Origin of the sequence: Sulfuriferula sp. GW1 (assembly GCF_047300855.1) — a bacterium.
GTDB lineage: Bacteria > Pseudomonadota > Gammaproteobacteria > Burkholderiales > Sulfuriferulaceae > Sulfuriferula.
In genome coordinates this window covers 403,792-416,255 of the sequence record NZ_CP170197.1, presented here as the reverse complement: position 1 = coordinate 416,255, position 12,464 = coordinate 403,792, and the positions used below count along the sequence as shown (strand labels likewise).

The 12,464-nt window shown below is 53.2% G+C and carries 13 protein-coding genes; 1 reads left to right on the top strand and 12 read right to left on the bottom strand.

Features of this window, described 5'->3' with window-relative positions; genetic code table 11:
• Positions 1 to 67: 67 nt before the first annotated feature.
• Positions 68 to 916 carry an RNA polymerase sigma factor RpoH gene (rpoH, locus tag ACFDAU_RS02030; RefSeq protein WP_413438410.1) on the top strand — a complete coding sequence of 283 codons (849 nt, stop codon included), beginning with the start codon at positions 68 to 70 and terminating at the stop codon, positions 914 to 916.
• A 217-nt stretch (positions 917 to 1,133) separates the two neighbouring features.
• Here rpoH and ccoS read toward each other — a convergent pair whose 3' ends face one another.
• The 12 genes from ccoS to ACFDAU_RS01970 all read right to left on the bottom strand — a co-directional run bounded on the left by ccoS (position 1,134) and on the right by ACFDAU_RS01970 (position 12,447).
• On the bottom strand, positions 1,134 to 1,319 hold the full coding sequence (gene ccoS, locus ACFDAU_RS02025) for a cbb3-type cytochrome oxidase assembly protein CcoS (protein ID WP_124704606.1): 186 nt from the start codon (positions 1,317 to 1,319) through the stop codon (positions 1,134 to 1,136).
• Positions 1,316 to 3,727: a heavy metal translocating P-type ATPase gene (locus ACFDAU_RS02020; protein WP_413438409.1), complete on the bottom strand. Its 2,412-nt coding sequence runs from the start codon at positions 3,725 to 3,727 to the stop codon at positions 1,316 to 1,318. The genes ccoS and ACFDAU_RS02020 overlap by 4 nt, the downstream gene beginning before the upstream one ends.
• Positions 3,728 to 3,734: 7 nt before the next feature.
• Positions 3,735 to 4,526, bottom strand: a complete 792-nt coding sequence (locus ACFDAU_RS02015) for a FixH family protein (RefSeq protein ID WP_413438408.1) — start codon at positions 4,524 to 4,526, stop codon at positions 3,735 to 3,737.
• The gene (gene ccoG, locus ACFDAU_RS02010) at positions 4,523 to 5,959 is read right to left on the bottom strand and encodes a cytochrome c oxidase accessory protein CcoG (RefSeq protein ID WP_413438407.1); all 1,437 of its coding nucleotides are present in this window, start codon (positions 5,957 to 5,959) and stop codon (positions 4,523 to 4,525) included. Before ccoG ends, ACFDAU_RS02015 begins: the two co-directional genes overlap by 4 nt.
• A gap of 92 nt (positions 5,960 to 6,051) precedes the next feature.
• The gene (gene ccoP / locus ACFDAU_RS02005; protein ID WP_413438406.1) at positions 6,052 to 6,972 is read right to left on the bottom strand and encodes a cytochrome-c oxidase, cbb3-type subunit III; all 921 of its coding nucleotides are present in this window, start codon (positions 6,970 to 6,972) and stop codon (positions 6,052 to 6,054) included.
• Entirely contained in the window at positions 6,969 to 7,163 is a 195-nt protein-coding gene (locus ACFDAU_RS02000; RefSeq protein ID WP_413438405.1) for a cbb3-type cytochrome oxidase subunit 3, read from the bottom strand. The genes ccoP and ACFDAU_RS02000 overlap by 4 nt, the downstream gene beginning before the upstream one ends.
• Before the next feature lie 18 nt (positions 7,164 to 7,181).
• Positions 7,182 to 7,925 (bottom strand): cytochrome-c oxidase, cbb3-type subunit II, encoded by a 744-nt coding sequence (gene ccoO, locus ACFDAU_RS01995; protein WP_413438404.1) that lies wholly within the window; start codon positions 7,923 to 7,925, stop codon positions 7,182 to 7,184.
• Positions 7,926 to 7,943: 18 nt separating this feature from the next.
• Positions 7,944 to 9,413 carry a cytochrome-c oxidase, cbb3-type subunit I gene (ccoN, locus tag ACFDAU_RS01990; RefSeq protein ID WP_413438403.1) on the bottom strand — a complete coding sequence of 490 codons (1,470 nt, stop codon included), beginning with the start codon at positions 9,411 to 9,413 and terminating at the stop codon, positions 7,944 to 7,946.
• A gap of 105 nt (positions 9,414 to 9,518) precedes the next feature.
• Positions 9,519 to 10,112 (bottom strand): SCO family protein, encoded by a 594-nt coding sequence (locus ACFDAU_RS01985; RefSeq protein ID WP_413438402.1) that lies wholly within the window; start codon positions 10,110 to 10,112, stop codon positions 9,519 to 9,521.
• 100 nt (positions 10,113 to 10,212) lie between these two features.
• On the bottom strand, positions 10,213 to 11,127 hold the full coding sequence (gene cyoE / locus ACFDAU_RS01980) for a heme o synthase (RefSeq protein WP_413438401.1): 915 nt from the start codon (positions 11,125 to 11,127) through the stop codon (positions 10,213 to 10,215).
• Between the two features lie 50 nt (positions 11,128 to 11,177).
• The gene (locus ACFDAU_RS01975) at positions 11,178 to 11,762 is read right to left on the bottom strand and encodes an SCO family protein (RefSeq protein WP_413438400.1); all 585 of its coding nucleotides are present in this window, start codon (positions 11,760 to 11,762) and stop codon (positions 11,178 to 11,180) included.
• A complete protein-coding gene (locus ACFDAU_RS01970; protein ID WP_413438399.1) occupies positions 11,740 to 12,447 on the bottom strand; it encodes an SURF1 family protein in 708 nt (235 codons plus the stop codon). Before ACFDAU_RS01970 ends, ACFDAU_RS01975 begins: the two co-directional genes overlap by 23 nt.
• Positions 12,448 to 12,464: the final 17 nt, after the last annotated feature.

The following is a 12,464-nucleotide window of genomic DNA, read 5'->3' as shown; positions in this document are numbered from 1 at the left end:
GGTGAACTTTACATGATTAGCACTCTCTTATGCAGAGTGCTAGAATGAATTCAAGGAGGAATATGCCATGTCATCCACTTTTGCATTACCCGCATTGAGCAACAGTGCCAGCAGCCTGGACAGCTATATTCATACCATCAATAGCTATCCGATGTTGAGCCTGGAGGAAGAAATTTCACTGGGACGACGCCTGCGCGACAATAATGATCTGGAAGCAGCCGGCCGTCTGGTGATGTCACATTTACGCGTGGTGGTGAGTATCGCCCGCAAATACGTCGGCTACGGATTACCCCAAGCCGATCTGATTCAGGAAGGTAACATTGGCCTGATGAAAGCGGTCAAACGCTTCGACCCCGAACGCGGTGTGCGATTGGTGTCATTTGCCATGCACTGGATCAAGGCTGAAATGCACGAATACATTCTGCGCAACTGGCGCATGGTAAAAATCGCCACAACAAAAGGCCAGCGCAAGCTGTTTTTCAATCTGCGCAGTCACAAGTCCGGACTCAATAGCCTGAGTCCGGACGAGGCCAGCGCCATGGCTAAGGAACTGGGCGTAAAGCGCGAAGAAGTGCTGGAAATGGAGGCGCGTTTTTCCGGGCAGGACGTTACGCTGGAACCTTTGGGCGAAGACGGTGAGGACGGTTATGGGCCCTTGGCATATCTGAGTAATGCCGAAGATGAACCATCGAAGATTCTGGCTCGCAACGAAAATGAACAGTGCACCAGCACGGGCCTGATGTCCGCACTGGACAGCCTGGATGCGCGCAGTCGCCACATCGTCGAAGCACGCTGGTTGCGTGAAGATGAAAACGCCACCCTGCACGACCTGGCTGCGGAATATAATATTTCTGCCGAGCGTGTACGCCAGATCGAACAAAAGGCATTTCAGAAAATGAAGGCAGCGCTGGCATAAATTTTATCAGACTCGCCCTGACCCATAAAAAACCCCGCATTAGCGGGGTTTTTTATGGGTCACATTTGCGTGTCACGCAAACAGGAGAACCGAGAAGAAGCTGAGCCAGGCAAACACAATGAGACTCACGATAACGGTCATCGGCAGATTGGTTTTATTGAACAGCTGAGTCATGATGCATCCTTACACGAATATATAAAATTGGATTCATTTTAAACTATTTCGTTTTGTCGCTCAATTGATTCGACGGCAGCATCGGGTCATCCTCGTCCATCAGGATGCGTTGTGCCGGCCCTTCCATATCTTCGAACTGGCCGCTTTTGATTGCCCAGAAAATACCGAAACCAATCAACAAAATAAATATGACTGTCAAACCCAGCAGAAATACCAACGTAGATGTCATCTTAACCTCAAAGCGTTCAACACCACCACCATGGAACTGATGGACATACCCAGTGCCGCCAGCCACGGCGAAATATAGCCGAGCGCGGCAAATGGCAATGCGATCACATTATACGCCACCGCCCAGAACAAGTTCTGGCGCATCACTCCCAGTGTGTCACGTCCCGTTTCCAATGCCTGCGGCACGTCGCCCAAGCGGTTGGAGAGCAATACAATGTCGCTACTCTGGTTGGCCACATTAGTGCCCGCGGCCATGGCAAATGATACCTGGGCCGCGGCCAGTACTGGCGCATCGTTGATACCATCACCCACCATCGCGACAATAGCGCCATTGCGTTGTATCACTTGCAAAGCAGCAAGTTTGTCCTGAGGTTTTTGCTGCCAGTGGAGATTGCTGACACCCAGCGCAGCACCGACATGGCGCACGGTGGTTTCGTTATCTCCACTTAAAATACTGATGGCAATGCCACGCGCCCTGAGCGTCGCAATTGTCTGCCTGGCATCATCCCGCAACGGATCTTCCAGTACAAACACGGCCAGCGCTCGCGTCGCATCACACAGCCATACCAAAGTTGCACTGGGATAGCGGGTGGAATAATTCTCAGCCAGGATACGGCTTGCCGGCGAAAAATCCTGATTACCCAGAGAATAAGTTTGCCCTTCCACGACGCCGGACACACCTTGCCCCGGATGATTGCGTGCCGCTTGCACGGCCGGTAAATCAGACCCCGATACGCGCCCCTTGAATGCAGCTGCCAGCGGGTGTTCCGAGGCTTGTTCGAGACACGCGGCCAGCACATCACACTGCGCTGCGGTCAAATCCGCCAGAACAATCACATCCGTCACCGCCGGTTTACCTTGTGTCAGCGTCCCGGTCTTGTCGAAGACCACATGATTCACTCGTGCCAGTGTTTCCAATGCATGGCCGCGCGTCACCAGAATGCCGCGTTTGATGAGATGCGACCCTGCCGCTGCCAGCGCTGCCGGTACTGCCAGCGACAATGCGCAGGGGCAAGTCACCACCAGCACTGCCAGTACGATATCCAGCACCTGCGTGCGGTCAATGAATAGCCACGCCAGCCCGACCACGGCGGTAAAAACAAGCAGCGCAAGCGTGAACCAGGCAGCGGTGCGATCCGCGAGTGTGGCGATATGCGGTTTTTCGGCCTGTGCCTTATCCACCATACGTACAATGCCCGCCAGGACGGTATTTTCACCCACGCCAGTCACTGTCAATGTGAGCGGGCCTTCCAGATTAATGCTGCCGGCGATCACGCTATCACCAGGCTTTTTGAGCACCGGACGCGGTTCGCCGGTCAATAGTGCCTCATCTACAGTCGACATACCTTCCGCGACCGTGCCATCCGCTGCGATCGTCTCGCCTGGTTTGGCCAGGATACTGTCACCACGCAGCAGATCCAGCACCGGTACATATTCTTGCAGGCCAGCCCGCAGCCGAATGGCCATGGTGGGCTGAAGCTTGAGCAGGTTTTCTGCGGATTCAATCGACCTACCGCGTGCGCCGGCTTCCAGCAAACGCGTGCCCAGCAGGAACAGGGTAAACATGCCGATGGAGTCGTAATAAACGTGCGCACCACCGAACAGGGTGACCCACACGCTCCCGATGAATGCTGTAATAATCGCCAGTGCAACCGGTACATCCATATTCAGATGCCTGGACTTGATGCCACTCCATGCTGCACGATAAAACGGCATGGCAGAGAATGTCACCACCGGCAGCGTCAGCAACAGACCGAACCAGCGCAGCAGCACCACCGTAGTGGGAGCAATGCCATCCCAGTTCCCTGCATAGAGTCCAACCGACAACATCATCGTCTGCGCCGCACCAATCCCGGCGATGGCAAGTCTTTGCAAATCCTTTTTACGCCTGGATTGGCGCAAGGCATCGGCTTGCAAAGCGCTGTAGGGATGCGCGTTATAGCCGAGCAACTGGATTTCCTGGAGGATGCGCGACAGGGAGATTTCACGACTATCCCAGGCAATTCTGGCACGATGGTTCGCATAATTAACCTGCACAGAGTTCACGCCGGGCAGTTGTTTGAGATGGCGTTCGTTTAGCCAGACACAGGCAGCGCAGGTGATTCCCTCCAGGATCAGCACCGCCTCGCGCTGATTCACGCCGCTGTCGATCACAAAGCTGCGCTGGATATCCGGATGATCGTACAGGGCAAGCTTTTTCAGCTCATCTGGCAATATTTCATGCCCTTGCCCCGGCAATGCAGTGCGATTGAAGTAATACTCGCCGAGACCATTGTCCACAATCGCCTGGGCGACTGCCTGACAACCACGACAGCACATGGCGCGCGACTGGCGGGCGATGTTAACGCTAAATTCTGCGCCGCCAGGGACTGGCTGACCGCAGTGATAGCAAGATTCGGTTGCCGTCATGCGTTACTCAGGAGGCAGGCACGCTCACATCGTGTTCGCGTTCGACGCGTTGACCATTGGCTTCGATCACCAGTTTGACCACCCATGAGCCGGTACCAGGAATACTGATACTGCCGCCGTACTTGCCAGGCTTAACCTCAAGCAGACGAAGGGGAGGAAGCATTTGCACATAGCCGGGACGAAAGAAATTCAAGGTGACGACGGCATTTTGCATGGGCTGTTTCTGCCTGTCGTGCAAACGCATGGTGAGATTATTCACTGCTGATGGCCCAGACTTCAGTGTATCCAGGCCTTCCATTTCTACGTCCCAGCCCAGCTTTTGTTCATCAGAGAGCGCTTTAAGATGTTCGTTGACAGCCTTTGCAGCCTGTTCGTCGTGCTCGGTAACTCCCGAGAATCCGGAATATACCGGGTGATTCTTGGCACGTGGCATGATCAGGCTCGCCACCCAGGGTGGCACGCCGTGGGTGGAAACAGCCACGAATGTGCCATCGATCACGGTCAGCAAGCCGAAGAATACGACCAGCGCTTTGGGTGCCCAGTGCATGCGTTTTCCCGAGTTGCGTTTATCGCTTGCGAGCAGGCTGAGTACGGTTGCGGTGGCGAGATAGATTGCGACGTGAATGGCGATCACATCAAGCTGATCGTTATTCATAATGGCATACACGGCATAACCGATAGTGGGAACCGCACCGGAAATCACACCGCGCCAATAGTTTGCCAGCCCTGCGCGCCCCAGCATCCAATGCAATATCACTACAATTACCGCGCCACCAAACAGCGTTTCCAGCAAGCTCATTGTCCGTTCGTCCTTGAATAAAAGTTTACCTGCTCTACCACCCGATCATCCGGTTCGGATACCGGGGTAATCACAAAATCAAACCTGGGATATTTTCCGACTTGCTGCGGCGTGAGTTTGATACTTGCCTGCACGAGCACGCTATTGCCACTGCGCACCTTGACGGTCTGCGACTCGTCCATATCCAGCGCCCCCGGAGGCAATCCCCGCGTGCTGATGCGATATTCCATATCAGCGCCGCTCTTGTTGGTGAGATGGATCTGGTAACGGTTGCGGATGTCACCGTTGGAGAGCACTACGTATAACGGCTGGCGTATTTGTTGGACATCGTGTTCGAAATTGGTACGCGTGGCAATACTGTATATCAGCGCACCTGTCATAACGCTGAGCGCTACGAAATATCCCACAACCTTGATTCGTTTCCAGTGGATATGCGGTTTGGCCGGCACAGACTGCGCCAGATTGGCTTCCGAATCATAGCGGATCAGGCCGCGTGGATAACCCACCGAATCCATAATGGTGTTGCAGGCGTCAATACACAAACCACAGGATATGCAACGGTATTGCAAGCCGTCCCGAATATCGATTCCAGCCGGACACACCTGCACGCAGAACCCGCAATCAATGCAGTCGCCATAACCCTTCTGCTGGCGGATTTCATGTATTTTCAATTCTGCCCTGGGCGCTGCACGCCCCATACTGCCATCACCCCGCTTGGCGTCATAAGCGACGGCCAGCGTTTCGGGGTCATACATCACACTCTGGAAGCGCCCGTAGGGGCATACATACGCGCAGATTTGCTCGCGCATCAGACCTGCAGCGGCGTAGGTGGTGAGGGTCAACGAAAATACCGTGACATACGCAGCGTAGGCGGCATGGCCGGTAAAAAACCGCACCAGCAGATCAGGAGCGTAGCCGTAGTAGAGCACGAAAGTCATGCCGGTCCAGAATGAAATCAACAGCCACAGACCGTGCGTCGCGCTCAGTTTGAGAATCTTCTCGCCATTCCATGGCTGCCGCTGCAACCGAATGCGAGCGGGGCGCTCACCCTGTATCAGTTTTTCAATCCAGATAAATATATCTGTCCATAAAGTCTGAAAACAGAAGTAGCCGCAAAATGCACGGCCTATCAATGAAGTGGCAAAAAACAGCGCGACGGCAGCAATGAATAATAACAAGGCCAGCCAGATGATATTCTGCGGATACATGACCAGGTCGAAAATGAAGAAGCGACGTTCAGCCAGGTCGAACATGACCGCTTGGGAAGCCACGCCATGTCGCGTCCAGGGTAGCCACGGCAGCCCGAAGAACACCGCATAAGCCAGTACCATCACGCCCCATTTGAAATTGCGAAAACGCCCTTTAACTGAACGGGTAACAATTGGGATGCGCTTCTGGTATAGCGCCCGCGGTTCTTCAATACCAACGTTCAAACATGTTCTCCATGAAAAAACCCCCGCAGCATGGCAGGGGTTTTGTTTAGGCCGCGAGACCGGCCGGAACCGGATCAGGGGTCAATTACTGCTTATTTGCCACCACCCAATTCGTGTACGTAGACTGTCAACAACTTGATTTGTTCAGCCGACAGCCGGTCTTTCCAGCTAGGCATGACGCCTTTATTCAAACCGGTGCGAATGACATTCTTCACTGCGGCTTCCTTCAGCGGTATGGTTTTGGCATCGGGCACGTCTGCCCACAGCCAGATGCTGTCAGTCAAGTTGGCTGAACCGTGTGCCTCGCGACCTTTGGCATCATCCCCGTGACAGTAATAGCAGGCTGCCGTTTCGGAATGAAACAACGCGTCACCTGCCTTGGCGCTCTCCGGATTTACAGGATTGTGCGAAAGGCTCAATACATAATCCGCCAGTTGGGTCATTTGCGTATCGGTCAAAACTTCGGCAAACGGCGGCATGTAACCGTGACGGCCATTGGTAATGGTCTGCTGAATATTTGCGTAATGGCCGCCGTAGAGCCAGTCGTCATCGGTCAAATTTGGAGCGAAATCCATTTTTCCGCCACCACCCTGCTGATGGCAGGCAGCGCAGTTGTCTGAAAATAGCTGCTTGCCTGCCGATAATACAAAGCTGTTAAGTTCGGGATCCTTGGCGATCTGATCAAACGGCATCGACGCAACCTTATCAAAATAGGGTTTCTGTGCTGCGATTGCCTCGTTGTTTTCTTTGATGAACAGGGCACGAGTATTCCAGTGGGTGGTTTTTGTCACGCCCTTGTCGTTAACGTAGGTGATCTGATCAAAGCCCTTCGTGAAACCCTGGCCTACTGGCCACGCAGGATAAGTAAACCAATAGGCGATTGCCGCGAACACAGTAATATAGAATGCATACAGCCACCAGTTCGGGATCGGATTATTGTATTCCTGCAGATCGCCGTCCCATGCATGACCGGTAGTCTGCACCGTGTGCGACTGTAATTTTTCCTGGCTCATTTGTTGTCTTCCTTGCTTTCAGATTCATCGTCCATGAACGGCATGTATTTGTAGGTTTCCAGCCGCTCGCCGCGCTTTTTGCTGCCGTATACATACAGCACAATCAGCACGAAAGTGACGAACAGAATCACCAGCGCCAGCGGCTTGGTATTCTCATATGACGCAAACCAGTTCAACCATTGCATGTCCATGGGCCGGCCTATTATTGATTAACGGTATTTCACGAACGCGTCGTCGTCATATTTGCTGAAATCAACCATGGTGCCAAGCACCTGCAAATACGCCACCAGCGCATCCATCTCCGTAATTCTGCTGGGGTCACCATCATAGTTGCCCGACTCAGCCTGCGCGATAAGATTTTTGCGCGCATCCGGGATGCTCAGCATCTCGGCTGTTGCTGCTCCGAACTGTTTGACGTTAGCCTGGTATTCGGATTTGGTGAGCGAATAGGGTACGCCGACTTTACGCAAGGCTTCCATGCGTTCCTTGATATCCGAAATATTCAGTTCATTCTTTTCCAGCCAGGGGAAATTGGGCATGACTGATTCTGGAACCATGGAGCGCGGGCTGGTCAGGTGAGCAACCTGCCATTCGTTGGAGTACTTCTTACCGACGCGCGCCAGATCCGGTCCGGTACGCTTGGAACCCCACTGGAATGGATGATCGTATTCGGACTCGGCTGCCAGCGAATAGTGTCCGTAACGCAGCGCTTCATCGCGGAACGGACGGATCATCTGCGAATGGCACAGGTAGCAACCTTCACGCTGATAGATATCGCGGCCACGCAATTCCAGCGGGGTGTAGGGACGCACACCATCCACTTTCTCCACCGTAGTCTTGATAAGAAATAATGGCGCGATTTCGACCAGGCCGCCAATACTGATGGCCAGCATGGTCAGCACCAACAGCAGGCCCACATTAGTCTCAATCCATTCGTGCTTGAAATTGAACATTTCTGCTTCCTCGTACTTTTAAGCGCCGGCCATGCCGGATTTTGCCATTTTGGCGGACATTTTTGCTTCCAGCTCTGCCGTCTCGCCCCTGGCCTGGCGAATCGTCATGGCAACGTTAACGAACATCATCACCATGCCGGTCAGGAAGAACATGCCGCCAATCGCACGCATCGCATAGAACGGGTGCATGGCAGCAACAGACTCAACGAATGAATACTGAAGATTGCCGTACTGATCGAATGCACGCCACATCAGCCCTTGCAGAATCCCGGAAATCCACATCGCAGTGATGTATAGCAACACTCCGATACTGGCGAACCAGAAATGTATGCCCACCAGTTTTTGGCTCCAGATTTTGGTGTCCCAAAGCTTGGGTATCATGTGATACATGGAACCGAAGGTAATCATTGATACCCAGCCCAGCGTGCCCGAGTGCACGTGACCAACCGTCCAGTCCGTGTAATGCGAGAGCGCGTTCACATCCTTCAGCGCCAGCAGCGGGCCTTCAAAAGTTGCCATGCCGTAGAACGACAGCGCCACGATCAGGAAACGCATGACCGGATCGGTACGCAGCTTATCCCACGCACCAGACAGGGTCATGATGCCGTTGATCATGCCGCCCCAGGATGGCAGCAGCAACATAATGGAGAAGGTCGCCGCCAGAGTGGAAGTCCAGTCCGGTAGCGCGGTCCAGTGCAGGTGGTGCGCACCGACCCACATGTACAGGAATGACAGCGCCCAGAAATGGACGATGGACAAACGGTAAGAGTAAATCGGACGGCCCGCCTGCTTGGGCACGAAGTAATACATCATCCCCAGAAACGCAGCGGTAAGGAAGAAGCCTACCGAGTTGTGTCCGTACCACCATTCTGTCATCGCATCCTGTACACCCGAAAACAGGCTGTATGACTTCATCGAGAACAGACTGACCGGAACGGCCAGATTGTTGAAAGTATGCAGCAGCGCCGTAGCGAGAATGAAGGCCAGGAAAAACCAGTTAGCCACATAGATATGTGGCTGTTTGCGGCGCATGATGGTGCCGACAAACAGGGCAAGATAGGTAACCCATACAATCTCGATCAGGATATCGATCGGCCATTCCATTTCCGCGTATTCGCGCGATTGAGTATGGCCCAGCATATAGCTAATATCCGCGAGCACAATAATCGCCTGCCAGCCCCAGAAGGTGAAGCTTGCCATACCGTCACTGAACAGACGCGACTGGCAGGTGCGTTGCACAATGTAATAGGAAGTTGCAAACAATGCGCTGCCGCCGAAACCGAAAATCGCGCTGGTTGTATGTACCGGACGGAGCCGTCCGAATGTGATGTATGGAATATCGAAATTCAGGAACGGCCATGCCAGCTCAGACGCGATATATACGCCCGCCGTCATGGCAATCACTCCCCACACCATGGTCATGATGGAGAACTTCTTCACAATATCGAAATTGTATTGCTCGGTACTGCTCAGTGCCGTAACCGCCATGAGGACTCTCCTACGCCGCCCAGTCTAAATTGACTAGTGTTAGTAAATTGGAATATTACGAATTTTCGGATTTTACCAGTGACATGTCGCCGCGCGCAAGATAGTTCAGCTCCCGAGCAACAATGAAATGTCGTGCGCGATGGCCTGTGGCCCTTCCCCATAGGCCATGTAGAGTCGCAACCGGCCTTGCGTGTCGTAGACATAGGTCCCGGCACTGTGGTCCACCGAATAATTGCCTCGCGCGTCTGGCGGCTGTTTTTGATAAAAGACCTTGAATGATTTGGCCAGTGCGGCAGTTTCTTCCGGGCTTGCATACATTCCCAGGAAACCGGGATTGAAGGCGGGCATATACTGGGCTAGCACACTGCGTGTATCCCGCTGCGGATCCACCGTCACAAAAATGACCTGTACCCTGGCAGCGTCCTTGCCAAGCAGCTTCATCGCCATGGCGAAATCCGACAACGTGGTCGGACAAACATCCGGACAGTGTGTATATCCGAAAAAGATTGCAACGACCTTGCCACGGAAATCGGCCAGAGTGCGTACTCTGCCGGTTTGATCAGTCAGCCGAAAATCGCGCGCGTAATCGACCCCGGTGATATCGGTAGCCTGGTAATGCGGGGGCTGTTTCTGACTGCAGGCACTGAAAACAAGCACCACAAACAGAAAAAGGAAATGAACTGGATGCCGGCCGACCATATTGCCTCTTCGAACATACTGGAAAGTTTGCCGCAAGTTTGTAGCGGGCAAACCAGAATTGTATTCCTGCTGTCCGAATGATGAAAATTTATATGGCGCACTAACCCACCGGCCGCATAAATTTGATCATCCAATAATGGTCAACCAGCAACAGTGCAAACAGCAAACTCAGGTACAGGATTGAATAACGAAATGTCTTTTGCGCCAAGGCATCACTGTAATGACGATAAATTGAAATCGCATAATAGAGGAAGATACCATCCAATATTAGCGTGCCGCCGAGGTAGATCAACCCGCTCATGCCTGTAACGAATGGCAGCAACGTTACTGCGGTAAGCGCCACGGTATAGAGCAGCACCTGCAAGCGCGTGTATTCTTCACCATGAGTTACCGGCAGCATGGGCAATCCGGCTTGCGCATATTCCTTGCGGCGATACAAGGCGAGCGCCCAGAAATGCGGCGGTGTCCACACAAAAATAATCAGGAATAACAGCAGCGCATCACTGCTCACTTCACCGGTAACCGCAGCCCATCCCAGCACTGGCGGCATGGCGCCCGATGCGCCTCCGATCACAATATTCTGCGGGGTGGCCGGTTTTAGAAAAATGGTATAGACCACCGCATAGCCTACAAACGTGGCCAAAGTTAGCCATGCCGTCAATGGATTGACATATGCATGCAGCAAATACATCCCGGCGCCACCTACCAAACCAGAGAACACCAGTGTTTGTGCACTGTTGACTTCCCCGGTGGGCAGCGGCCTGGCACGCGTGCGCGCCATTTTGGCGTCAATCTTCTGCTCCACCAGACAGTTGAAAGCAGCGGCCGCACCTGCCACCATGGCAATACCCAGCGTAGCAGCCAGCATCGGCACCAAGGGTGGCCAGCTGGGCACCGCGAGGAACATGCCAATCACAGCTGTAAATACGATCAACGATACAACGCGCAATTTGCAAAGCCGCAAAAATTGCTGACAGCGGCAAACGCTTAATTGCAAAATCAGGCTGCTGGTCATCTTTTCCTCCGTCCATTGTGTACGCTGAACGCACCTTCAGTTTTAATTTTCTAGCCAATTTGCGATGTCTTGAGCAAATGCTTGATGTCTTTGATCATGCCACTGGGGTTCGGATTTTTTGGAAAACGCATCATCAGGTTGCCCAATGGGTCGACCAGATAAATATAATCCGCTACACGTCCGTTCGCTGGGAATTTTGCGCTCAGCTCTTGGCTCGCCGTCATCACAATCGTGCCTGGATAATCGATCATCAACTCAGAGGCAGGCGCCACATTATCAGTGACCAACCAAAGACGCTGCACCCTGTCGCGCTCCGCACCCTGTGCTGTACGTACCTGGCGCATGGTATAAAGTTTCTCGCGGCAAGGCGCATCACACCTGCCGCTGTCAAACATCACCATTACCCACTTACCTTTTAATTTTTCCTGGCTGAATGCCGATCCACCCGTCTCTTTACCAGCGTCGTCAGTCAGCTTCTGCACTGGCAGCAATTCGCCATAGTTGGAAGTTTTTCCACTCGGCGTCCAGAAATAATACGCAATATATGAAGCCGCCAAAGGCAGCGCAAAGAGCCCGAATAGCAACAATAGCTTGATGCGGGAAATTCTATTTTCAGGCTGAGATACGTTTGACATTGAGCACCAGATAAATAATTAGAATTGCCGTTGCGATTGCAAGCCACTGTACGGCATAACCCATATTCATCGCCGCACCGGCGTCGGGGCGATCCCATACCCTTACCAAGCCATCCCGAGTGTCATTGATCTGCTGGATCAAAATGGGTTGTACAGCATAGGGTAGCGTCGCCGCGTAACGCTTAAAATGCAGGTTTTCCCATACCTGCCCCTGTACCGTTGCTGCCGACAGTTCCAGGAAACGGCTAATCGGGTTGGTCACGATACCTTCAATACGCACCTCGCCGAGCACCCGCTCTGCGTGCGGGGGGATAGCGCGATTACCTGCAGCCAGCCAACCCCGGTTAACCAGCACATAGCTTCCGCTATAGTCATCGCGAAACGGTGCAATGACATAGTAACCTGCGCGCTCCTGGTAGAGCTTGTTATCGATGTAAATCTGGCGGGAAAAATCAAAATGGCCATGCAAAGCCACTTTTTGGTACAACAGGTTTGTGCCATCGCCCCCCCTTGGTAGCGTCACGGCGGGGTCTCGCTGCATCAGGTCATAGCGTGCCTGCAATGCGTTTTTTTGATCTGCCCTATTCAGTTGCCAGTTGGCTAAAAACAAAGTCAGCGCGATCATCACTATCATGGCCAAGGTGGGCACCAGCGTCGGCTTGAATTGATAGGCTCCAAATCTCATCTTGCTAGTGTCTCGCT